We start from the raw sequence: 23,426 nt of genomic DNA, 5'->3' as shown, positions 1-23,426 counted from the left end.
TCGAGAGGACGATGCCGTGAGCGTGACCGCGCCCCGGGGCTTCCGGGCGGCCGGCGTCGCCGCCGGACTCAAGAGCGGCGGCGTGCCTGACGTCGCCCTGGTCGTCAACGACGGCCCGGACGCCACCGTGGCCGGGGTGTTCACCGCGAACCGGGTCAAGGCCGCGCCGGTGCTCTGGACCCAGCAGGTGGTCCGGGGCGGGGTGGTCCGCGCCGTGGTGCTCAACTCGGGCGGCGCGAACGCCTGCACCGGCCCGGCCGGCTTCCAGGACACCCACGCCACCGCCGAGCACACCGCCGCCGCGCTGACCTCGGCCAGTCCCCGGCTGCGCCTCGGCGCGGCCGACGTCGCGGTCTGCTCCACCGGGCTGATCGGTGAGCGGCTGCCGATGCCGAAGCTGCTGCCCGGCGTCCGCGCCGCGATCCGGGGGCTGTCCCGCGACGGCGGCGTGGCCGCCGCGCAGGCGATCATGACGACCGACACCCGACCGAAGAACACGGTGGTTCCGGGCGACGGGTGGACGGTCGGCGGGATGGCCAAGGGCGCGGGCATGCTCGCCCCGGCGATGGCGACCATGCTGTGCGTGCTCACCACCGACGCCGTCGCCGGCCCGGACGCGCTCGACGCGGCGCTGCGGGCCGCCTGCCGGGTCACCTTCGACCGGGTCGACTCCGACGGCTGCATGTCCACCAACGACACGGTGCTGTTGCTGGCCAGTGGGGCCTCCGGCCGTACGCCGACCCAGGAGGAGCTGACCGCTGCGGTCACCGCCGCCTGTCACGACCTGGCCCAGCAGCTCCTGGCCGACGCCGAGGGCGCGACGAAGCAGATCGCCATCGAGGTGGTCGGCGCGGCCGACGAGGACGACGCGGTCGAGGTGGGCCGGTCGGTGGCCCGCAACAACCTGGTCAAGACGGCGCTGTTCGGCAACGACCCGAACTGGGGCCGGATCCTGGCCGCGGTCGGCACGACCGCCGCCGCTTTCGAGCCGGACGGCGTGGACGTCGCGGTCAACGGCGTCTGGGTGTGCCGGGCCGGAGCCGCCGCCGAGGACCGGTCGAAGGTGGACCTGGCCGGGCGGGACGTCACCATCCGGATCGACCTGCACGCCGGCCGGGCCGAGGCCACCGTCTGGACCAACGACCTGTCCCACGCGTACGTCCACGAGAACTCGGCCTACTCGTCGTGAGCGCGAGGAACGCAGCGGAGCGGAGTCCCGCAGTCGTGAGCGGGAGGTGGGCGCGGTGAGCGCGAGGAACGCAGCGGAGCGGAGTCCCGCAGTCGTGAGCGGGAGGTGGGCGCGGTGAGCGCGGTGAGCGCAGCGGAGCATGGTCCGGCCGTCGCGAGCGGAAGGCCGGCACAGTGACTCTGGCCACCGATCTCGCCCGTGCCCAGGCGAAGGCCGCCACGTTGATCGAGGCGCTGCCCTGGTTGGCGAAGTTCTCCGGCTCGACCGTCGTGGTCAAGTACGGCGGCAACGCCATGGTGGACCCGGAGCTCCAGCGGGCCTTCGCCGCCGACATGGTCTTCCTGCGCTACGTCGGTCTCCGGCCGGTGGTGGTGCACGGCGGCGGGCCGCAGATCTCCCGGATGCTGGGCCGGCTGGGCATCGACAGCGAGTTCCGGGGCGGCCTGCGGGTGACCACCGCCGAGGCGATGGACGTGGTCCGGATGGTGCTGGTCGGTCAGGTCGGCCGGGAGCTGGTCGGTCTGATCAACGCGCACGGCCCGCTCGCGGTGGGGCTGTCCGGGGAGGACGCCCGGTTGTTCACGGCGGTGCGCCGCCCGGCGTACGTGGGCGGCGAGCCGGTCGACGTCGGTCAGGTCGGGGACGTGGCCTCGGTCGACGTGTCCGCGGTGACCGACCTGATCGCGGCCGGCCGGATTCCGGTGATCTCGACGGTCGCGCCGGACGTCGACGGGGTGCTGCACAACCTGAACGCCGACACCGCCGCCGCCGCGTTGGCGGTCGCCCTCGGGGCGCGCAAGCTGGTCGTGCTCACCGACGTGCCCGGCCTCTACGCGGACTGGCCGGACACCGCCAGTCTGGTCTCCCGGATCGGCGCGGACGAGTTGGCGGCGCTGCTGCCCCGCCTGGAGTCCGGCATGGCGCCGAAGATGGAGGCGTGCCTGCGGGCGGTGCGGGGCGGCGTGCCCGCCGCGCACGTGGTGGACGGCCGGGTCGCCCATTCCACGTTGCTGGAAGTGTTCACGTCGGAGGGGTTCGGCACGATGGTGGTGCCGAGCGCGCAGGACAGCCCGGAGGTCACCGCATGAGCACGCTTGTCGAACGCTGGCGTCAGTCCATGATGGACAACTACGGCACTCCGCCGCTGGCGCTGGTCGCCGGGTCGGGCGCCGTCGTGGTCGACGAGTCGGGCCGGGAGTACGTCGACCTGGTCGGCGGGATCGCCGTCAACGCCCTCGGTCACGCCCATCCGGCCGTGGTGGCGGCGGTGTCGAAGCAGGTCGCCACGCTCGGCCACGTCTCCAACCTCTACGTGGCCGAGCCTCCGGTGGCGTTGGCCGAGCTGCTGCTCGCCCTCGCCGGTCGGCCCGGTCGGGTGTTCTTCGCCAACTCGGGCGCGGAGGCCAACGAGGCCGCCTTCAAGATCTCCCGGCTCACCGGCCGCCGGCACGTGGTCGCCGCCGAGGGTGGCTTCCACGGCCGCACCATGGGGGCGCTGGCGTTGACCGGGCAGCCGGCCAAGGCCGACCCGTTCCGTCCGCTGCCGGGTGACGTCACCCACGTCCCGTACGGCGATCCGGCCGCCCTGGCGGCGGCGGTCACCGACGCCACCGCCATGGTGGTCCTGGAGCCGGTCCAGGGGGAGAACGGCGTGGTCGTCCCGCCTCCCGGGTACCTGGCCGAGGCGCGACGGATCACCGCCCGGCACGGCGCCCTGCTGGTGCTGGACGAGGTGCAGACCGGCGTCGGTCGGACCGGCCACTGGTTCGCCCACCAGGCCGACGGGGTCGAGCCGGACCTGGTCACCCTGGCGAAGGGGCTCGGTGGCGGCCTGCCGCTCGGGGCCTGCCTGGCCTTCGGGCCGGCTGCCGAGCTGCTGCGGCCGGGCGCGCACGGCACCACCTTCGGCGGCAACCCGGTCAGTTGCGCCGCCGCGCTCGCGGTGATCTCCACCATCGCCAGCGAGGGGCTGCTCGACCACGTCAAGCGCGTCGGTGAGCGGCTGCGTCGGGGCGTGGAGGCCCTCGGTCATCCGCTGGTCGCCGGGGTCCGCGGCACGGGCCTGCTGCTCGGCGTGGCGCTCACCGCCCCGGTGGCCGGTCCGGCCGCCGACCGGCTGCGCGCCGCCGGTTTCCTGGTGAACCCGGTGCAGCCGGACGTGCTCCGGCTGGCCCCGCCGCTGATCCTCACCGCCGCGCAGGCCGACGCCTTCCTGGCCGCCCTTCCGGCGGCGCTCGACGCGGCGGCCTTCGTCCCCGACGCGGCGGCGCCCGGCGCGGCGGCTTCCGTCCCTGACGGGGCGGCTCCGGCCCTCGACGCGGCGGCGGTCCCGGCCGCCGCGTCGAGCCCGACCACCCCTACCACCGACCAGGAGACGAGCGCATGACCCGGCACCTGCTGCGTGACGACGACCTCGCCCCCGCCGACCAGGCGGCGGTGCTCGACCTGGCCGTCCGGATGAAGGCCGACCGGCACGGTTTCCGGCCGCTGGCCGGTCCCCGTTCGGTGGCGGTGCTGTTCGACAAGCAGAGCCTGCGCACCCGGTTCTCGTTCGACGTCGGCATCGCCGAGCTCGGTGGTCACCCGCTGGTGGTGGACACCCAGGTGACCCACTTCGGCCGGGGTGAGTCCGTCGGTGACGCGGCCAGGGTGCTGTCGCGTTACGTGGCCGCGATCGTGTTGCGTACCCACGCCGACGAGCGGATCACCGAGGTCGCCGCGGCGGCCACCGTGCCGGTGGTGAACGCGCTCACCGACGGTTTCCACCCGTGTCAGCTTCTCGCCGACCTGCTCACCGTGCGGGAACGGTGCGGGGGCACGGCCGGCCGGACCCTCGCGTACGTGGGGGACGCGGCGAACAACATGGCGCACTCGTACCTGCTGGCCGGGGCGACCGCCGGCATGCACGTCCGGGTGGCCGGCCCGGCCGGCTTCGATCCCGACCCGGCGGTGCTGGCCCGGGCCGCCGAGATCGCCTCGACCACCGGCGGGTCGGTCCACGCGCTCACCGACCCGGTCGCCGCGGTCCGCGACGCCGACGTGGTCGCCACCGACACCTGGACCTCGATGGGGCAGGAGGAGGACGGCCGTGACCGGATCACCCCGTTCCTGCCGTACCAGGTGAACGCCGAGCTGTTCGGGCACGCCGCGCCGGACGCGATCGTGCTGCACTGTCTGCCCGCGCACCGGGGCGAGGAGATCACCGACGAGGTGCTCGACGGTCCGCGCAGCGCGGTCTTCGACCAGGCGGAGAACCGCCTGCACGCGCAGAAGGCGCTGTTGGCCTTCCTGCTGGCCGGCTCGGCGGACCTGCCGGACGGGCCGGCCGACAGCGTGGATCTGCCGAACCCGCCTCCCGGCGTCACCCGGGAGGTGGCGTTGCGGTGACCGCCCCCGCCAACCGCGCCGGCCGGCACGCCCGCATCGTCGAGCTGATCCGGGACCGGGCGGTCCACTCCCAGACGGAGCTGGGCGAGCTGCTCGCCGCCGAGGGCGTCCAGGCGACCCAGGCCACCCTGTCGCGGGACCTGAAGGAGCTGGGCGCGGTGACCGTACGCGGAGGTGACGGCCGGGGGGTCTACCTGATCCCCGAGGACGGCCACCGGCCGCTGCGGGACGCCGAGAGCGCCCCGACCCGGTTGGTGCGCCTGCTGCGGGAGCTGCTCAACGGCGTCGACGCCAGCGGCAACATCGCCGTCCTGCGCACTCCGCCCGGCGCGGCGCAGTACCTGGCCAGCGCGCTGGACCGGGCGGGCCTGCCCGAGATCGTCGGCACCATCGCCGGCGACGACACCATCCTCGTCGTGGCCCGTGCGGCCGACGGCGGGGCCGCGCTGGGGGAGAAACTCAACGCCTGGTCCCGCCGGGACGAGAATCTTGAAGGAGGCACCACAGCATGAGCGAGCGGGTCGTCCTGGCGTGCTCCGCGGCGGACGTCGGCCGCTGCCTGTCGGGCGGGACGGCGGCGGTCCGCGACGCCCGGTTGGGCGGCGTCGGATGGTGACCACCAGAATGAGCGGGGTGGACGACAAGAGCCTGACCGAGAACAGCGCCGCGACCAACCGGACGAGCCTGTGGGGTGGCCGGTTCGCCGGCGGTCCCTCCGAGGCCCTGGCCCGGCTGTCGGTGAGCGTGCAGTTCGACTGGCGGCTGGCCCCGTACGACATCGCCGGCTCCCGGGCGCACGCCCGGGTGCTGGCCGGCGCCGGCCTGCTCGACCCGGAGGAGCTGGGTCGGATCCTCGCCGCCCTCGACGACCTGGAGGCCGCCTGCGCGTCCGGGGCGTTCCGTCCCACGGTGGACGACGAGGACGTGCACACGGCCCTCGAACGCGGCCTGCTGGAGCGCCTGGGCAGCCTCGGCGGCAAGCTGCGCGCCGGCCGCTCCCGTAACGACCAGGTCGCCACCGACCTGCGGCTCTACCTGCGTGACCACGCCCGTGGGGTGGCCGCCCGGTTGGTCGAGCTGGCCGAGGCGCTCACCGAGCAGGCCGGTCGGCACGTCGACACCGCCGCGCCGGGGATGACCCACGTCCAGCACGCCCAGCCGGTCACCTTCGGGCACTGGTTGCTGGCGCACGTCCACCCGCTGCTGCGGGACCTGGAGCGGCTGCGGGACTGGGACCACCGGACCGCGGTCAGTCCGCTCGGCGCGGGCGCGCTGGCCGGTTCCGGCCTGCCGCTGGACCCGGTGGCGGTCGCCAAGGAGCTGGGTTTCCGTACGTCCTTCGCCAACTCGATGGACGCGGTGGCCGACCGGGACTTCGTCGCCGAGTTCCTCTTCGTCACCGCGATGGTCGGAGTGCACCTGTCCCGGCTGGGCGAGGAGGTGGTGCTCTGGACCTCGCAGGAGTTCGGCTGGGTCGAGCTGGACGACGCGTTCGCCACCGGCTCGTCGATCATGCCGCAGAAGAAGAACGCGGACGTCGCCGAGCTGGCCCGGGGCAAGTCCGGCCGCCTGGTGGGCGGACTGGTCGCGGTGCTGACCATGCTCAAGGGTCTGCCGATGAGCTATGACCGTGACATGCAGGAGGACAAGGAGCCGGCCTTCGACGCGGTCGACACCCTGGAACTGCTGCTGCCGGCGCTGGCCGGCATGATCTCCACCATGACGGTACGCGTCGACCGGCTGGTCGCCGCGGCGCCGGTCGGCTTCTCCCTCGCCACCGAGGTCGCCGACTGGCTGGTCCGGCGCAACGTGCCGTTCCGGGACGCGCACGAGATCACCGGGAAGCTGGTGGCGCTCTGCGCGGCCCGGGACTGCGCTCTCGACGAGGTCTCCGACGCCGATCTGGTCGCGGTCAGCCCGCATCTCGACCCGTCCGTTCGGGACGTGCTGTCGGTCCGGTCGGCGCTGGCCGCCCGGATCACTCCCGGCTCGACCGGCCCGGGCCCGGTCGCCGACCAGCTCGCCATCACCGCCGACCAGTTGGTCGGGTGGCGGGAGTGGGCCGCCGAGAAGGTCGTTCCCCGCTGATCTCCGGACGTGACGGCGTCGGCCCTGGTGGGCCGGCGCCGCCACGTCGTGGAACGTGGTGGCGGAGCGCCAGCGCCGGCCGTCCCCTGACCGGGACCGCCGCGCCGCTCGGCGGAACCACCACCGCGGACACCACGTCCGTGGCGCCTGTCACGGGGCGGCGCCGCCGTCGGCGGCCCGGCCGGCGACCCGTTCGAAGCGTTGCCGGGCGGCCTGCGCGCTGCCCAGGCCGAGACCGTGGGCGATCGCCTGCCAGGTGAGGCCCCGGCTGCGGGCCAGGCCGAGCAGGCCCGCCTCCAGGGTGTCCACGTCGGCGCGGATCCGGGGGAGCAGGGTGAGGGCCGCGATCAGGTCGGCCTGGTCGACGGGCTCCTCGCCGGGCGTCGTCTCGGCCGCTCCGGCGGCCAGGGCGAGGACCACGCCGACCGCCTCGTACGGCTCGGGCAGGTACGGGTTGGTGTGTCGCCGTCGGCGGGTCTCCGTGTCGGCGTGCCGCTCGGCGAGCCTTTGCAGGGCGGCGAAGTCCCGTCGGCTCCGGTCGGCGGCGGGCGGGTGGGTGAAGTGGTCGCTGGGCATGCCCACAGCGCACCACTCTCAACATCTTGTTGTCAACAGTTTGTTTAACCAGTCTTGACTTATATAAGAGTCGTCTGAAACCATGTTCCGGTTCCGGTGGCAGAGAAGAGGACGGCCATGATCAGCGTTGCCGTGACCAGCATCTTCGTCGACGACCAGGAAAAGGCGCTGCGCTTCTACGCCGACGTGCTGGGTTTCGTGCCACGGCACGACGTGCCGCTGGGTCCCGAGGCGCGCTGGCTGACCGTGGTGGCCGCGGACCAGCCCGACGGGGTGGAGCTGCTGCTGGAGCCGAACACCAGCCCGGTCGCCCAGGCATACCAGCGGGGCGTCCGCGAGGCCGGGCTGCCGATGCTCATCCTCGCCACCGACGACGTCCACCGCGAGCACGAGCGCCTCACCGGTCTCGGCGTCCGGTTCACCATGCCGCCCACCCCGACCGGTCCGGTGGTCTCCGCCGTCTTCGAGGACACCTGCGGCAATCTGCTGAGCCTGCAACAGCCCGCCGCGTGAGCGCCCGGTAGGTCCTCCCGGCGGAAGGTGGGGGAGCTGTGCACGCGTTCGACGTCCTCGGTGACCCGGTGCGGCGCCGGATCCTGGAGGTGCTGGCCGACGGTGAGCGCGCGGCCGGTGAGGTCGGCGCGATCGTGCAGGCGGAGTTCGGCATCTCCCAGCCGGCCGTCTCCCAGCACCTACGGGTGCTCCGGGAGCACGGTTTCACCACCGTGCGGGCCGAGGGCGCCCGCCGGCTGTACGCGGTCGACCCGGCCCCGCTGGAGGAGGTCGACCGGTGGCTGGCCCGCTACCGGCGCTTCTGGGAGCAACGCCTCGACGCGCTCGGCACCGAACTGGCCCGCGGCCGACGCGAACGTCGCCGCGCGACGACCGACGCCGACGAGCAGCGACCGACCGACACCGGCCGCCGACCGGCGGAGTGAGCCCGCCGTGACGGCGCCACCCGCCTGTCGAATTGCCGATCTCGGCCGTCCGTCGTCTCCTTGACCCGTGGACGATCTGGACTACGCCTGGCTCCGGGCGAGCGCCGCCCGGGTGCCGGAGACCGCGCGGACGCTGCTCGGCTGGGAGATCGCGGCCGGTGCCGTCCGGATCAGGCTGACCGAGGTCGAGGCGTACGCCGGAACGGGGCAGGACGCCGCATCGCACGCCCATCGCGGACCCACCCCCCGGACCAGGGTCATGTTCGGGCCGGCCGGGCACGCCTACACGTACTTCGTCTTCGGCGTGCACTGGTGCCTGAACGTGGTCTGCGGCGCCGAGGGGGAGGCGGCGGCCGTCCTGCTCCGCGCCGGCGAGGTCGTCGCCGGGCGGGACGCCGCCCGGGCCCGTCGGGGGGAGGTGGCCGATCGTGACCTGGCGCGGGGACCGGCCCGCCTGGTGGTCGCGCTCGGGACCGGCGCGGACGCGAACGGCACCTGCCTGGTCGACGGGACCGGCCCGCTGCGGTTGACCCCACCGGCCCGGCCGGTGGACCCGTCGTCGATCACCGCCGGCCCCCGGGTCGGCGTCGCCGCCGCGCACGACGTGCCCTGGCGGTTCTGGCTCGCCGGCGACCCCACGGTCAGCGCCTACCGCCGGCACGTCCCCCGCCTCCGCCGGCAGCCGCCGTTTCGGGTCCCTTCCTGACGCCTCGACGCGCCGGGTGGGTCGCCACCGCCGGCGCGCGGCGAGGCGTCGCCGCACCTCGACAGTCCGGGGCGGGCCTGGCGTCAGCCGGTGTGCGCGTGCGGGCGCGCCACCAGCACCGGGCAGCGGGCATGTTGCGCCAACGCCTGGCTGACCGAGCCGAGCAGCAGTCCGACGAAGCCGCCCCGGCCCCGCGAGCCGACCACGACCAGCGACGCCTCCGCGCTGGCCGCGACCAGCGCCTCCGCCGGCTCGACAGCCCGCACCGCCCGTTCCTCGACGGTCAGGCCCGGATGCCGCGCGCGTACCGCCTGCGCCGCCTCGGCGAGCAACCGGACGGCCGCCACCCGGAACGCCGCCTCGGCCTCGACGAACTCCTCGGCCGCCGGCCGGTTGCCGGACGCCGACCAGACGTGGGCCAGCACCAACGGCGAGCCGCGCCGGACGGCCTCGTCGGCGGCGTGCTCCACGGCCAGCTCCGCCGACTCCGAGCCGTCCACGCCGACCAGCACCGGCCCGGTCCGCGCCGTCGGCTCGCCGGGCCGGACCACCAGCACCGGGCAGTGCGCGTGCCCGGCGACCTGGGCGCTCACCGAGCCGAGCAGCAGCCCGGTGAAACCGCCCAGACCCCGGCTGCCGACCACCACCAGCTCCGCCCGGTGGGACTCCTCGACCAGGGTCGCGCCCGGCCCGCCCGCCACCTGGCGGGCCTCCACCACCAGGCCGGGCCAACGGTCGCGCAGCTCGTCGGCCGTCCGGTCGAGCATCTTGCGGCCGTCCTCGCTGGGCGCCGGCACCCCCAGGTCGTACGGGTTGACCGGCACGCCGTAGCCGAGCGGGTGCAGGTACCCGTGCACCAGGTGCAGCGGACGGGACCGCAGCGTCGCGGCCTGCGCGGCCTGCTCGGCGGCGACGAGGCTGGGCGGTGATCCGTCGACGCCCACCACGACAGGTCGGTTCATCTGCGCTCCTCCCGGGTTCCCTCCCCATTCTGGAGGCCCCGGACGGTATCGTCCGGTATCCGCCGCGACACGCCGCCGGACGGCCGTCGTCCGGTTTGCGCCAGCGGGCGTGACGACCGGGCGCAGCCCGCGCACCGTTCCCGTGGCGGCCCCGGTGAGCTGCGACTACTCTCGCGGGGTGAACTGGCTGGACATGATCGGCTGGATCGGGTCGGCCCTGCTGGTCTGGTCCCTCATCCAGGCACGCATCCTGCGGCTGCGCGCGCTCAACCTGGTCGGCTGCCTGGTCCTGATCGGGTACAACGCCGCCCTGGCGGTGTGGCCGATGGTCGGACTCAACGTGGTGCTCGCGGTGGTCAACCTGTGGTACCTGCGGAAACTGCTCGCCACCCGGCACGACGAGCGCGCCTTCGAGGTGGTGCCGGTCGGGGTGCGGGACCAGTTCCTCGCCCACACGCTACGGGTGCACGCGCGGGACATCGCCCGGTTCAACCCGCGCTTCCGCTGGGACCCCCGGACCGCCTCCGGGGACGCGTTCCTCGTGCTGCGCGCCGACGAGGTGGTCGGGGTGGTGCTCGCGCACGCCGAAGTCGACGGCATCGCCCAGATCGACCTGGACTACGTGACCCGACGGTTCCGGGACCTCACCCCGGGCGAGTTCGTCTTCCGCCGCAGCAACCTGTTCACCGAACGGGGCTACCGCCGGGTGGTCAGCCCGCCCGGCATGGTCGCCCCCTACTACCACCGGCTCGGCTTCCGCCCCGACGGCGACTCGTACGTGCTGGACCTGCCGGCCGGGCGGCAGCCCTGACCGGGGCGATGATTCGCCGACCGGGCGGCGGGGCAAAGACAGCCGTACGCCGACCGGGACCCCCGGCCGGCGGCGTCGCCAGCGCGGCGCGAACGGCGTGAGGAGAGCCCGGCGTGCAGAGCTACTGGAGCCAACTGGCCCTGGTCGGAGTCCTGGTCGTGCTGAACGCGCTCTTCGCCGGCAGCGAGATGGCGCTGGTCTCCCTGCGGGAGAGCCAGGTGCACCGCCTGGAGCGGGCCAGCCGCGCCGGCCGGGTCCTGGCGAGGCTCGCCAAGGACCCGAACCGCTTCCTCGCCACCATCCAGATCGGCATCACCCTCGCCGGCTTTCTCGCCTCCGCGGCGGCGGCGGTCTCCCTGGCCCGGCCCCTGACGCCGCTGCTCGGTTTCCTCGGCGGCGCCGCCGAAACGGCGGCGATCGTGCTGGTCACCCTCGTGTTGACCTTCGTCACCCTGGTGTTCGGCGAGCTGGCCCCGAAGCGGATCGCCATGCAGCGGGCGGAGCGGTGGGCGCTGCTGGTCGCCCGGCCGCTCGACCTGCTCGCCAGCTTCTCCCGCCCGGCCGTGTGGGCGCTCGGCGCCACCAGCGACGTCGTGGTCCGCCTCGCCGGCGTCGACCCGAAGCCGCAGCGTGACGAGATCAGCCCCGACGAGTTGCGGGACATCGTCGCCGGCAACCACGGGTTCACCAAGGAGCAGCAGACCATCATCGCCGGCGCGGTGGAGATCGCCGACCGTCGGCTGCGGGCGGTGCTGGTCCCGCGCCTCCAGGTCTTCTGCCTGGACAGCGGCACCACGGCGGAGGCCGCCCGGCTGGTGCTGGCCGCCTCCGGCCACTCCCGGGCGCCGGTGGTCCGGCACGGCGGTCTGGACGACGCCGTCGGCGTGCTCCACCTGCGGGACCTGGTCGGCGTGCCCGACGACCGGCCGATCGACGAGTACGCCCGCCCGCCGATGCTGCTGCCGGACTCCCTGCCGGTGGTGGACGCGTTGCGTCAGTTCAAGGCGGAACGCCAGCACATCGCCCTAGTGGTGGACGAACGGGGCGCCGTGGACGGCATCGTCACCCTGGAGGACATCCTGGAGGAGATCGTCGGCGAGATCTACGACGAGACCGACCGGGACGTCCGCGCGGTGCGGCCCGAGCCGGACGGCAGCCTCCTGCTGCCGGGCACCTTCCCGGTGCACGACCTGGTCGACGTCGGAGTGGAGCTGCCGGGCCGCCCGGAGGGCGACTACACCACCATCGCCGGCCTGCTTCTCGCCTGTCTCGGCCACATCCCCACCGAGACGGGGGAGCACGTCACCATCGACGGCTGGCGACTGGAGGTGGCCGACATCGACCACCACGCCATCGCCCAGGTGCGCCTGCGCCCCGGGCAGGAGGCCGAGCCGGTCGACGCCGAGCGCGTCCTGGACGCCGCCGAGCGGTGAGCGCCCGCGTCCACGGGCCCGCCGTCACACCGAGGTGAGGTTCTGCAACCGGACCTGACCGCGCGCCACCAGCCGATCCGCCTCGTCGCGGATCTCCACCTGCCAGAGCTGCTGGCTGCGTCCCCGGTGCAGCGGCGTGCCCACCGCGGTCAGCTCACCGTCGCGTACCGCGCGGAGGAAGTCGGTCTGGTTGGCGACGCCCACCACCCGGCCCCGGTCGCCGAGCCAGATCGCGGCGCCGACACTGGCCGCCGTCTCCACCACCGCGCAGTAGACCCCGCCGTGCTGGATGCCGTACGGCTGGCGCAGCTCGGGCCGGACCCGCCACCGGATCACCACCCGGTCGCCGTCGGCCGCGGCGATCTCCAGACCGAGCAGGGCGACGAGACCTCCGTCGCGGTCCGACCCGTCCACCCTCGGCTCCTCCCGCTCGGCGCGACGACCAGCCTAGCCGGGCGGCCGTCGCGCAATCCCGGTACGTCCGTCCGGCCGCCATGGGGGACAATCGGTGATCGTGACCGATAGCAACCTCCCGCCGTCCGGGCGGGGCTCCCTGACCGACGACCTGCGGTGGCGGGGCCTGATCCAGGACTCCACCGACCCCGACGAGCTGCGCGCGTTGCTCGACAGCGGGTCGGCCACGTACTACGTCGGCTTCGATCCGACCGCGCCCAGCCTGCACGTCGGCCACCTCATGCAGGTCGTCACGGCGCGGCGGTTGCAGCTCGCCGGCCACCGGCCGTTGCTGCTGGTCGGGGGCGCGACCGGGCAGATCGGCGACCCGAAGGAGAGCGCCGAGCGGACCCTCAACCCGCCCGAGGTGGTGGCCGGTTGGGTGCGCCGGATCCACGACCAGCTCGCGCCCTTCGTCTCGTACACCGGGGAGAACGCCGCCCGCCTGGTCAACAACCTGGACTGGACCGGCGAGATGTCGGTGGTCGAGTTCCTCCGTGACGTGGGCAAGCACTTCCCGGTCAACCGGATGCTGGCCCGGGAGGTCGTCAAGGCCCGGCTGGAGACCGGCATCAGCTTCACCGAGTTCAGTTACCAGCTTCTCCAGTCCCACGACTTCTTCGAGCTGCACCGGCGGCACGGTTGCCACTTGCAGTTCGGCGGCTCCGACCAGTGGGGGAACATCGCCGCCGGGGTCGACTACGTCCGGCGTCGCGGCGCCGGGCCGGTGCAGGCTTTCACCACCCCGCTGGTGACCAGGTCCGACGGGACGAAGTTCGGCAAGACCGAGGGCGGCGCGGTGTGGCTCGACCCGGCGATGACCAGCCCGTACGCCTTCTACCAGTTCTGGGTCAACGTCGACGACCGGGACGTCGGCCCGTACCTGCGGTACTTCAGCTTCCGGTCCCGTGCGGAGCTGGAGGAGCTGGAGAAGGCGACGGCGGAACGTCCGGCGGCCCGTGCCGCCCAGCGGGCTCTCGCCGAGGAGCTGACCACTCTGGTGCACGGCGCGACGGAGACGGCGCAGGCGGTCGCCGCGAGCCAGGCGCTGTTCGGTCGGGGGGCGTTGGACGACCTGGCGGAGGAGACGCTGCGGGCGGCCCTGACCGAGGCCGGGCTGGTGGAGCTCACGGAGCTGCCGGACGTCGCGGGCCTGCTCCGGGACGCCGGTCTGGTGCCGAGTCTCAAGGAGGCCCGCCGCGTGATCGCGGAGGGCGGCGCGTACGTGAACAACGAACGGGTCACCGAGGGCGACGCGACCGTCGACCCGGCTGTGCTGCTGTACGGGCGTTACCTGGTGCTGCGTCGCGGTAAACGGTCGTTTGCCGGCGTTGAGCTGCGTAAATAGCCTTCCGCCAATGATGTGACGCGGGACGCGTCCAGCGGATTTGACGGTGGAACCGCTGGACGCGTAACTTTCTCTCTGCCAGCGCGGAACGGACGAAACAGGGCAAAGGTCCTGGGAGGCCGGAGCGGGTGGTGTCGGGTGGTGTTCGGTTGGGTCGGCCTGGGGGTCGATTTGGCGGGGCGGAACTGGCCGGGTATGGTTGACGATCGGTAGGGAACCGGGCGTGCTTGCGGGTGACTGCGGCGGCCGGCCTGCCAAATCCGATGATCTCAGTGTGGTGGTTTGCTGCTGTCTGGGGTTGTGGGTGCTGAACCGGGTGAAGTCGGGTCAGATCGGGTCAGACCGGTTTGACGGGGTGGAAACGGTGAGGTAACGTAGTAGAAGTGCCCGGCGCGGGAGCGGCGGGGATGGGAACGGTTTGCCCCGGATGGGTCTCCACGGTGGTGGGGGTTGCTGATGGTGTGTGGTTGTTCTTTGAGAACTCAACAGGGTGCTTGATAAGCCAGTGCCAATTAGTTATACCGCCGTGCTGGCGCAGACCTTTGTGGTTTGTGTTGGTGGGGATTCCTTTGGCAACACTTTTTGTTGCCGGGATGGATTTTTCGACAGGTTTTTGTTGGAGAGTTTGATCCTGGCTCAGGACGAACGCTGGCGGCGTGCTTAACACATGCAAGTCGAGCGGAAAGGCCCTTCGGGGTACTCGAGCGGCGAACGGGTGAGTAACACGTGAGCAACCTGCCCCAGGCTTTGGGATAACCCTCGGAAACGGGGGCTAATACCGAATATGACCTTCGGTCGCATGATTGTTGGTGGAAAGTTTTTCGGCTTGGGATGGGCTCGCGGCCTATCAGCTTGTTGGTGGGGTGATGGCCTACCAAGGCGACGACGGGTAGCCGGCCTGAGAGGGCGACCGGCCACACTGGGACTGAGACACGGCCCAGACTCCTACGGGAGGCAGCAGTGGGGAATATTGCACAATGGGCGGAAGCCTGATGCAGCGACGCCGCGTGAGGGATGACGGCCTTCGGGTTGTAAACCTCTTTCAGCAGGGACGAAGCGCAAGTGACGGTACCTGCAGAAGAAGCACCGGCCAACTACGTGCCAGCAGCCGCGGTAAGACGTAGGGTGCGAGCGTTGTCCGGATTTATTGGGCGTAAAGAGCTCGTAGGCGGCTTGTCGCGTCGACTGTGAAAACCCGCGGCTCAACTGCGGGCCTGCAGTCGATACGGGCAGGCTAGAGTTCGGTAGGGGAGACTGGAATTCCTGGTGTAGCGGTGAAATGCGCAGATATCAGGAGGAACACCGGTGGCGAAGGCGGGTCTCTGGGCCGATACTGACGCTGAGGAGCGAAAGCGTGGGGAGCGAACAGGATTAGATACCCTGGTAGTCCACGCTGTAAACGTTGGGCGCTAGGTGTGGGGGGCCTCTCCGGTTTCCTGTGCCGCAGCTAACGCATTAAGCGCCCCGCCTGGGGAGTACGGCCGCAAGGCTAAAACTCAAAGGAATTGACGGGGGCCCGCACAAGCGGCGGAGCATGCGGATTAATTCGATGCAACGCGAAGAACCTTACCTGGGTTTGACATGGCCGCAAAACCTCCAGAGATGGGGGGTCCTTCGGGGGCGGTCACAGGTGGTGCATGGCTGTCGTCAGCTCGTGTCGTGAGATGTTGGGTTAAGTCCCGCAACGAGCGCAACCCTCGTTCGATGTTGCCAGCGCGTTATGGCGGGGACTCATCGAAGACTGCCGGGGTCAACTCGGAGGAAGGTGGGGATGACGTCAAGTCATCATGCCCCTTATGTCCAGGGCTTCACGCATGCTACAATGGCCGGTACAATGGGCTGCGATACCGTGAGGTGGAGCGAATCCCAAAAAGCCGGTCTCAGTTCGGATCGGGGTCTGCAACTCGACCCCGTGAAGTCGGAGTCGCTAGTAATCGCAGATCAGCAACGCTGCGGTGAATACGTTCCCGGGCCTTGTACACACCGCCCGTCACGTCACGAAAGTCGGCAACACCCGAAGCCGGTGGCCCAACCCTTGTGGAGGGAGCCGTCGAAGGTGGGGCTGGCGATTGGGACGAAGTCGTAACAAGGTAGCCGTACCGGAAGGTGCGGCTGGATCACCTCCTTTCTAAGGAGCACCATCCGGCGAAAGCTGGTATGGGGCCCGCGGCCTGCGAATGTTGGGTCGGGGTGCTCGAATGGCGGAGACACTGGTGAGTTTTTGCTGGGCAACGGCCTGAGATTCTAGTACAGCTGCCTTGTGGGGTGGTGGGAACGGGTTGATGGTGCGGCTTGGTGGGAATGTAGGGCACCCTGTTGGGTCCTGAAGGAACAACCCTGTGTGGTGGGTTTCTTCTGGATGTGACTGCCAGGCATGGCCTGGTTTCTCATACCGTCGGCGGTTGTCGGGTCTGGTGGGAGACTGTGGGTTGTGGGTTGGTCGTTTGTTGAGAATTGCACAGTGGACGCGAGCATCTTTGTGGTCAAGTTGTCAAGGGCGAACGGTGGATGCCTTGGCACCAGGAGCCGATGAAGGACGTGGGAGGCCGCGATAGGCCTGGGGGAGCTGTCAACCAAGCTGTGATCCCAGGGTGTCCGAATGGGGAAACCTGGCATCAGTCATGTGATGTCACCTGCACCTGAACACATAGGGTGTATGGGGGGAACGCGGGGAAGTGAAACATCTCAGTACCCGTAGGAAGAGAAAACAATTTAGTGATTCCGTGAGTAGTGGCGAGCGAAAGCGGATTTAGGCTAAACCGGTTGCGTGTGATACCTGTCAGGGGTTGCGTGGTCGGGGTTGTGGGACCCTGCTCAACATGCTGACACGTGTTGGAGAAGTTACAAAGTCAGTGGCTAGTCGAACAGTCTGGGAAGGCTGACCGTAGACGGTGATAGTCCGGTAGGTGAAAGTTGCTGACCTTCTGTGGGTGTTCCCGAGTAGCGGCGGACTCCTGAAATCTGCCGTGAATCTGCCAGGACCACCTGGTAAGCCTGAATACTTCCTGGTGACCGATAGCGGACGAGTACCGTGAGGGAATGGTGAAAAGTACCCCGGGAGGGGAGTGAAATAGTACCTGAAACCGTTCGCCTACAATCCGTCGGAGCCTTGCGGGGTGACGGCGTGCCTTTTGAAGAATGAGCCTGCGAGTTAGTGGCATGTGGCGAGGTTAACCCGTGTGGGGGAGCCGTAGCGAAAGCGAGTCTGAATAGGGCGTTTTAGTCGCATGCTCTAGACCCGAAGCGGAGTGATCTAGCCATGGGCAGGCTGAAGCGCGGGTAAGACCGTGTGGAGGGCCGAACCCACCAACGTTGAAAAGTTGGGGGATGACCTGTGGTTAGGGGTGAAAGGCCAATCAAACTCCGTGATAGCTGGTTCTCCCCGAAATGCATTTAGGTGCAGCGTCGTGTGTTTCTTGCCGGAGGTAGAGCACTGGATGGTCTAGGGGGCCCACAAGCTTACCGAAATCAGCCAAACTCCGAATGCCGGTAAGTGAGAGCGCGGCAGTGAGACTGCGGGGGATAAGCTTCGTAGTCGAGAGGGAAACAGCCCAGATCACCAGCTAAGGCCCCTAAGCGTGTGCTAAGTGGAAAAGGATGTGGGGTCGCATAGACAACCAGGAGGTTGGCTTAGAAGCAGCCACCCTTTAAAGAGTGCGTAATAGCTCACTGGTCAAGTGGTTCCGCGCCGACAATGTAGCGGGGCTCAAGCACACCGCCGAAGCTGTGGCATTCACATGGTACTTCGCGGCGCCTTGATGTGCCGTGCAGGTGTGTGGATGGGTAGGGGAGCGTCGTGCCGGGGGTGAAGCGACGGGGTGACCTAGTCGTGGACGCGGCACGAGTGAGAATGCAGGCATGAGTAGCGAATGAAGGGTGAGAAACCCTTCCGCCGGATGACCAAGGGTTCCAGGGCCAGGCTAATCCGCCCTGGGTGAGTCGGGACCTAAGGCGAGGCCGAGAGGCGTAGTCGATGGACAACGGGTTGATATTCCCGTACCCGCGAAGGAGCGCCCGTGATGAACCTCGTTGTGCTAACCATCCGAGCTGCAGGTGGTCTTCGGATCATGTGTGGTGAGCGTGGGAACCTGGCGGGTAGTAGTCAAGCGATGGGGTGACGCAGGAAGGTAGCTGAGCCCGGCCGGTGGTTGTGCCGGGGTAAGCGTGTAGGCCGTGCCATAGGCAAATCCGTGGCGCACAGGGCTGAGACGTGATGCCGAGCCGATTCAGGTGAAGTCAGTGATCCTATGCTGCCGAGAAAAGCCTCTAGCGAGTTCCGAGCGGCCCGTACCCCAAACCGACACAGGTGGTCAGGTAGAGAATACCGAGGCGATCGGGTGAACTGTGGTTAAGGAACTCGGCAAATTGCCCCCGTAACTTAGGGAGAAGGGGGGCCGGAGACGTGAAGCCCCGCGCGGGTGGAGCGTTGTATGGCCGCAGAGAGCAGGGGGAAGCGACTGTTTACTAAAAACACAGGTCCATGCGAAGAAGTAATTCGATGTATATGGACTGACGCCTGCCCGGTGCTGGAACGTTAAGGGGACCTGTTAGCTCTTCGGGGCGAAGCGGAGAACTTAAGCGCCAGTAAACGGCGGTGGTAACTATAACCATCCTAAGGTAGCGAAATTCCTTGTCGGGTAAGTTCCGACCTGCACGAATGGCGTAACGACTTCCCCACTGTCTCAACCACAGGCCCGGCGAAATTGCAGTACGAGTAAAGATGCTCGTTACGCGCGGCAGGACGGAAAGACCCCGGGACCTTTACTATAGCTTGACATTGGTATCCGAATTAGCTTGTGTAGGATAGGTGGGAGCCGGTGAAGTCCATACGCCAGTATGGGTGGAGGCAATCTTGAAATACCACTCTGGTTGATTTGGGTATCTAACTTCGGACCGTTATCCGGTTCAGGGACAGTGTCTGGTGGGTAGTTTAACTGGGGCGGTTGCCTCCTAAAGGGTAACGGAGGCGCCCAAAGGTTCCCTCAGCCTGGTTGGCAATCAGGTGTTGAGTGCAAGTGCACAAGGGAGCTTGACTGTGAGACTGACAGGTCGAGCAGGGACGAAAGTCGGGACTAGTGATCCGGCACTTGCGTGTGGAAGCGGTGTCGCTCAACGGATAAAAGGTACCCCGGGGATAACAGGCTGATCTTCCCCAAGAGTCCATATCGACGGGATGGTTTGGCACCTCGATGTCGGCTCGTCGCATCCTGGGGCTGTAGCAGGTCCCAAGGGTTGGGCTGTTCGCCCATTAAAGCGGTACGCGAGCTGGGTTTAGAACGTCGTGAGACAGTTCGGTCCCTATCCGCCGTGCGCGTAGGATACTTGAGAAGGGCTGTCCCTAGTACGAGAGGACCGGGACGGACGAACCTCTGGTGTGCCAGTTGTCCCGCCAGGGGCACGGCTGGTTGGCTACGTTCGGAAGGGATAACCGCTGAAAGCATCTAAGCGGGAAGCTCGCTTCAAGATGAGGTATCCCACCCTGGTGACAGGGGTAAGGCCCCCAGCTAGACGACTGGGTTGATAGGCCGGAGATGTAAGCTCGGTAACGGGTTCAGTCGACCGGTACTAATAGGCCGAGGACTTGACTACAAAGATTCTGCTCGCGTCCACTGTGCAACTCACGACAAACGAACACCACGCTCGTGTGTGTTTGATAAGTCGATAGTGTTACGGCGGTCATGGCGGAGGGGAAACGCCCGGTTACATTCCGAACCCGGAAGCTAAGCCCTCCAGCGCCGATGGTACTGCACTCGGGAGGGTGTGGGAGAGTAGGACACCGCCGGACAATCTTCCAGTCGAGGGCCGCCCCACCGGGGTCGGCCCTCGACTGCGTAGCGCCAGTTGTGGCGCACTGAGGAAGGATGTACCTGTGAGTTCAGGACCGCAGGGCGGAGATCGTCCCCGTCGTTACGAAGACCGCGCTGACCGTTTTGGCGGGCGCGAGGGATCGGCGCGTCGGGACGATCGCCCGCCATACCGTGGTGACCGCGACTCGGGCGCTGGCCGGCAGGGCGGCGCGGAACGGGGCGGTCGCGACAGCGGCGGCTACCGTGGCAACGACCGCCGTACGGGAGATTTCCGGTCAAGCCCCCGGGACGGTGACTCCCGGGAGCGCGGCGGCTTTCGCCGGGACGGTGACAGCCGAGGCGGCGCGTTCCGCCGCGACGACGACCGCCGTCAGGGCGGCTTCCGCGGCGGTGACCGTTCGGAGGGTGGTTTCCCCCGGTCAGATCGGGGCGAGGGAGTTCGCCGCGATGATCGCGGCTCGCGTGAGAGTGGTTTCCGCGGTGGGGATCGTCGGGATGGTGGTTTCCGTTCCGGTCCGCCGCGTGAGGGTGGTTTCCGCCGTGACGGTGGCGAGTTCCGTCGGGACGACCGAGCCCCGCGTGACAATGGCTTCCGTCGTGACGGTCGTGACGACACCGGATCCCGTGGTGGTCCCCGCCGGGACAGTGATACCCGACCTGGTGGTTTCCGCCGCGACGACGCCCCCCGCCAGGGGGGCTACCGCGGTGCCGATCGGGGTGACGGTGGTTTCCGGGGTGGGGATCGTCGCGAGGGTGGCTTCCGGCGTGACGACCGTGGTGCTGGCGGTTTCCGGTCGGGTCCTCCCCGTGAGGGTGGTTTCCGTGGCGGTGACCGTGACGGTGGTTTCCGCCGCGACGACCGAGCCCCGCGTGAGGACGGATTCCGTCGGACGGGCGGGGAGTCTCGCCGGGACGATCGTGGTGGGGATCGTCGCGAGGGCGGTTTCCGGCGTGACGACCGTGGTGCTGGCGGTTTCCGGTCGGGTCCTCCCCGTGAGGGTGGTTTCCGTGGCGGTGACCGTGACGGCGGTTTCCGCCGCGACGACCGGGCCGCACGTGACGATCGGGCCCCCCGTGACGACCGTGGCCCCCGCGAGGATCGTGCTCCGCGGGATGGTGGTTTCCGGGGTGGGGATCGTCGGGATGGTGGTTTCCGTTCCGGTCCGCCGCGTGAGGGTGGTTTCCGCCGTGACGGTGGCGAGTTCCGTCGGGACGACCGCGCTCCGCGTGAAGGGGGCTTCCGGCGCGACGACCGTGGCGAGGGCGGCTTCCGCTCCGCGCCTCCCGCGCGGGACGGCGGCTTCCGTCGGGACGATCGTGCCCCGCGTGAGGGCGGCTTCCGGGGCGGTGACCGACGTGAGGGTGGCTTCCGTCGGGACGATCGCGCCCCGCGTGAAGGTGGCTTCCGGGGCGCTGACCGTCGTGAGGGTGGCTTCCGCGGTGGCGACCGGAACGACCGGGCGCCTCGGGAGAACTTCCGGGGCGGGGATCGGGAGCGGCCGTACCGGGAGGGTGACCGGGGCGGCCACGCGGACCGGCCCCGTCGCGACGACCGGAGCCGGTTCGACGACCGCCGTCGTGACGGCGGGCACACCGACGGCCCACGCCGGGAGGGGCGACGTGAGGATGGCGACCAGGCCGTCGCGCCGACGCTGCCGGACGAGATCGCCGCGAGCGACCTCGACACCGCCGTCCGGGCGGAGTTGCTCTCCCTGAACAAGCCGGTGGCGGAGACCGTCGCCCGGCACCTGGTCGCCACCGGTCAGTTGATCGACGAGGATCCGACCGAGGCGCTCGCGCACGCGTTGGCCGCCCGCCGGCTGGCCGCACGGATCTCGGCGGTACGGGAGGCGGTCGGGTTGGCCGCTTACCACGCGGGGGAGTGGCAGACGGCGATCGCCGAGCTGCGGACGTACCACCGGATGACCGGTCTCCAGAGCCATCTGGCGGTGCTCGCCGACAGCGAGCGGGCGCTGGGGCGCCCGGAGCGGGCGATCGACCTGTTCCGGGGCGCCGACCAGGAGGCGCTCGACCCTGCTGTCGCGACCGAGCTGCTGATCGTCGCCGCGGGCGCCCGCGGGGACCTCGGGCAGAAGGACGCGGCGGTGGCGATGCTCCAGGTACGCGAGCTGACCACCGAGGCGGTCCAGCCGTGGACGGCCAGGCTGCGGTACGCGTACGCGGACGCGTTGCTGGCGGTGGACCGGCGTGACGAGGCCAGGGAGTGGTTCGCCCGGGCCGCCGAGGTCGACGCCGACGACGAGACCGACGCCGCCGAGCGGCTGCTGGAACTCGACGGTGTGGTGATCGAGGGCGACGACGAGGAGTACGCCGACGAGGCCCCGGCCGACCAGGACGACGTCTCCACGGCCGTCGACGACGCGACGACAAGCGACGACGACGAGGAGTACGCCGACGAAGCCCGGGCCGACCGGGAGGGGGTCTCCACGGCCGGCGCTGGCGGGGAGTCCGTCGCCGACGCCCAGGTCGGCGGGGACACGGCGGCGAGCGGCGGTGTGCCGGCAAGCGGAACCGGTCCGGAAACGGCGGTGACGGGCGTCGGAGCCGACGCTCCGGTGAGCGGCGCGGACCTGCGGTCGGCGCCGGGCTCCGAGGCCGACGGGCCGGTCGACGGTGAGCCGGCGGACGACGCTGGACGTCCGGGGGCGGACCAGCGGTGAGCAGTGGCGGGGGCGGCCTGGTCGACGGGTACCGGCTGGTGGTCTTCGACCTCGACGGTGTGATCTACCTGATCGACCGGCCGATCCCCGGCGCGGTGGAGGCCGTCGCGCGGCTGCACGCCGGCGGCCATGCCGTCGTGTACGCGACGAACAACGCCTCACGCCGCTCGTCGGAGGTGGCGGACCTGCTCACCGGCATGGGAGTGCCGGCGCGCGCAAACGAGGTGCTGACCTCCGCCGCCGCGGCGGCCCAGGCGCTGAGGGACCGGTTTCCGGCCGGCTCCGCCGTGCTGGTCGTCGGGGCCGAGGCGTTGCGCGCCGAGATCAGCGAGGTGGGGCTGCGCCCGGTCGGACGGGCGGAGGAGTCACCGGTCGCGGTGGCGCAGGGCTACGGGCCGCAGGTCGGCTGGGCCGATCTGGCGGAGGCGACGGTGGCGATCCGGGCCGGCGCGATGTGGGTCGCCACGAACACCGACCGTACGCTGCCCAGCGGCCGTGGTCCGCTGCCCGGTAACGGATCGCTGGTCGCGGCGCTGCGTACCGCGCTCGGCCGGGGCCCGGACCTGGTCGTGGGCAAGCCCGAGCCGGCTCTGTTCGCGACCGCCGCCCGCCGCGCCGAGGGCGCGGACTGTCTCGTGGTGGGCGACCGGCTGGACACCGACATCGAGGGGGCTGGCCGGGCCGGACTGCCGAGTCTGCTCGTGCTGACCGGGGTCAGCGGGGTCGCCGACCTGCTGGTGGCGTCGCCGCTGGCCCGTCCGACGTACGTCTCCTTCGACCTGTCCGGGCTTTTCGATCCGACTGCCGTGGTGCGGGTGCCGGCCGGGTCGTCGGTCGACGGCGGCTGGTCGGCCGTGGCCGGCGTCGACGCCATCGAGCTGGACGGCGCCGGCGCTGCGTTGGACGCGCTGGCGGTGCTCTGCGCGGCGGCCTGGTCGGCGCCGTCGCCCCCCGATGGTGGCTTTCCGGTCCGGCCGGCCACCCCGGCGGCGGCGGAGGCGCTGCGGGCGCTCGACCTGACCGGCTGAGCCGCCCTCCGGCCCGGCA

General features: G+C 70.2%; 18 protein-coding genes and 3 rRNA genes. 17 read left to right on the top strand and 4 right to left on the bottom strand.

Annotated features, from left to right (window positions below; translation table 11 throughout):
- The first annotated feature begins 16 nt into the window (after positions 1–16).
- The 6 genes from argJ to argH all read left to right on the top strand — a co-directional run bounded on the left by argJ (position 17) and on the right by argH (position 6,664).
- On the top strand, positions 17–1,189 hold the full coding sequence (gene argJ / locus O7606_RS08195; RefSeq protein WP_281598455.1) for a bifunctional glutamate N-acetyltransferase/amino-acid acetyltransferase ArgJ: 1,173 nt from the start codon (positions 17–19) through the stop codon (positions 1,187–1,189).
- 173 nt (positions 1,190–1,362) lie between these two features.
- Entirely contained in the window at positions 1,363–2,277 is a 915-nt protein-coding gene (gene argB / locus O7606_RS08190; protein ID WP_281598454.1) for an acetylglutamate kinase, read from the top strand.
- Positions 2,274–3,575 (top strand): acetylornithine transaminase, encoded by a 1,302-nt coding sequence (locus O7606_RS08185; protein WP_281598453.1) that lies wholly within the window; start codon positions 2,274–2,276, stop codon positions 3,573–3,575. The genes argB and O7606_RS08185 overlap by 4 nt, the downstream gene beginning before the upstream one ends.
- Positions 3,572–4,576 (top strand): ornithine carbamoyltransferase, encoded by a 1,005-nt coding sequence (gene argF / locus O7606_RS08180; RefSeq protein WP_281598452.1) that lies wholly within the window; start codon positions 3,572–3,574, stop codon positions 4,574–4,576. Before O7606_RS08185 ends, argF begins: the two co-directional genes overlap by 4 nt.
- Positions 4,573–5,088 (top strand): arginine repressor, encoded by a 516-nt coding sequence (locus O7606_RS08175; RefSeq protein ID WP_281598451.1) that lies wholly within the window; start codon positions 4,573–4,575, stop codon positions 5,086–5,088. Before argF ends, O7606_RS08175 begins: the two co-directional genes overlap by 4 nt.
- Positions 5,089–5,200: 112 nt before the next feature.
- Positions 5,201–6,664, top strand: coding sequence for an argininosuccinate lyase (gene argH, locus O7606_RS08170; RefSeq protein WP_281598450.1), 1,464 nt, complete (start codon positions 5,201–5,203; stop codon positions 6,662–6,664).
- Between the two features lie 150 nt (positions 6,665–6,814).
- Here argH and O7606_RS08165 read toward each other — a convergent pair whose 3' ends face one another.
- Complete coding sequence (locus O7606_RS08165) at positions 6,815–7,240, bottom strand: DNA-binding protein (protein ID WP_281598449.1); 426 nt, start codon at positions 7,238–7,240, stop codon at positions 6,815–6,817.
- Between the two features lie 120 nt (positions 7,241–7,360).
- Here O7606_RS08165 and O7606_RS08160 point away from each other — a divergent pair, with 120 nt between their 5' ends.
- From O7606_RS08160 to O7606_RS08150, 3 genes are all read left to right on the top strand, one after another.
- Complete coding sequence (locus O7606_RS08160; RefSeq protein WP_281599556.1) at positions 7,361–7,753, top strand: VOC family protein; 393 nt, start codon at positions 7,361–7,363, stop codon at positions 7,751–7,753.
- 38 nt (positions 7,754–7,791) lie between these two features.
- Entirely contained in the window at positions 7,792–8,178 is a 387-nt protein-coding gene (locus O7606_RS08155) for a metalloregulator ArsR/SmtB family transcription factor (protein WP_281598448.1), read from the top strand.
- 76 nt (positions 8,179–8,254) lie between these two features.
- Positions 8,255–8,884 carry a DNA-3-methyladenine glycosylase gene (locus O7606_RS08150; protein ID WP_281599554.1) on the top strand — a complete coding sequence of 210 codons (630 nt, stop codon included), beginning with the start codon at positions 8,255–8,257 and terminating at the stop codon, positions 8,882–8,884.
- A gap of 83 nt (positions 8,885–8,967) precedes the next feature.
- Here O7606_RS08150 and O7606_RS08145 read toward each other — a convergent pair whose 3' ends face one another.
- Positions 8,968–9,846 (bottom strand): universal stress protein, encoded by an 879-nt coding sequence (locus tag O7606_RS08145; RefSeq protein WP_281598447.1) that lies wholly within the window; start codon positions 9,844–9,846, stop codon positions 8,968–8,970.
- A gap of 178 nt (positions 9,847–10,024) precedes the next feature.
- On the opposite strand from O7606_RS08145, the gene O7606_RS08140 reads away from it, so the two are divergent.
- Entirely contained in the window at positions 10,025–10,657 is a 633-nt protein-coding gene (locus O7606_RS08140; protein WP_281598446.1) for a hypothetical protein, read from the top strand.
- A 113-nt stretch (positions 10,658–10,770) separates the two neighbouring features.
- Positions 10,771–12,090 (top strand): hemolysin family protein, encoded by a 1,320-nt coding sequence (locus tag O7606_RS08135; RefSeq protein WP_281598445.1) that lies wholly within the window; start codon positions 10,771–10,773, stop codon positions 12,088–12,090.
- Positions 12,091–12,114: 24 nt separating this feature from the next.
- Here the strand turns inward: O7606_RS08135 and O7606_RS08130 are convergent, their stop codons facing one another.
- Positions 12,115–12,468, bottom strand: coding sequence for a PaaI family thioesterase (locus O7606_RS08130; RefSeq protein ID WP_281599553.1), 354 nt, complete (start codon positions 12,466–12,468; stop codon positions 12,115–12,117).
- A gap of 136 nt (positions 12,469–12,604) precedes the next feature.
- On the opposite strand from O7606_RS08130, the gene tyrS reads away from it, so the two are divergent.
- The 4 genes from tyrS (at position 12,605) to rrf (ending at position 19,676) form a co-directional block, all read left to right on the top strand.
- A complete protein-coding gene (gene tyrS, locus O7606_RS08125; RefSeq protein WP_281598444.1) occupies positions 12,605–13,891 on the top strand; it encodes a tyrosine--tRNA ligase in 1,287 nt (428 codons plus the stop codon).
- A 613-nt stretch (positions 13,892–14,504) separates the two neighbouring features.
- Positions 14,505–16,019: ribosomal RNA gene (locus O7606_RS08120) — 16S ribosomal RNA — on the top strand.
- 353 nt (positions 16,020–16,372) lie between these two features.
- Positions 16,373–19,480: ribosomal RNA gene (locus tag O7606_RS08115) — 23S ribosomal RNA — on the top strand.
- 79 nt (positions 19,481–19,559) lie between these two features.
- Positions 19,560–19,676 (top strand): 5S ribosomal RNA (rrf, locus tag O7606_RS08110).
- The 16S, 23S and 5S rRNA genes sit together here, the layout of an rRNA operon.
- Positions 19,677–20,117: 441 nt before the next feature.
- On the opposite strand, the gene O7606_RS08105 is transcribed toward rrf, so the two are convergent.
- Positions 20,118–21,500 carry a hypothetical protein gene (locus O7606_RS08105; protein ID WP_281598443.1) on the bottom strand — a complete coding sequence of 461 codons (1,383 nt, stop codon included), beginning with the start codon at positions 21,498–21,500 and terminating at the stop codon, positions 20,118–20,120.
- Between O7606_RS08105 and O7606_RS08100 the strand changes: the two genes are divergently transcribed.
- On the top strand, positions 21,423–22,379 hold the full coding sequence (locus O7606_RS08100; protein WP_281598442.1) for a tetratricopeptide repeat protein: 957 nt from the start codon (positions 21,423–21,425) through the stop codon (positions 22,377–22,379). The genes O7606_RS08105 and O7606_RS08100 overlap by 78 nt on opposite strands.
- On the top strand, positions 22,376–23,407 hold the full coding sequence (locus O7606_RS08095; protein ID WP_281598441.1) for an HAD-IIA family hydrolase: 1,032 nt from the start codon (positions 22,376–22,378) through the stop codon (positions 23,405–23,407). The genes O7606_RS08100 and O7606_RS08095 overlap by 4 nt, the downstream gene beginning before the upstream one ends.
- The last annotated feature ends 19 nt before the right edge of the window (positions 23,408–23,426 follow it).

Origin of the sequence: Micromonospora sp. WMMD882 (assembly GCF_027497255.1) — a bacterium.
In the GTDB taxonomy this organism is placed as follows: Bacteria; Actinomycetota; Actinomycetes; order Mycobacteriales; family Micromonosporaceae; genus Micromonospora.
The sequence above is the reverse complement of the archived record's forward strand: the minus strand, read 5'-3'. Positions and strand labels throughout refer to the sequence as shown.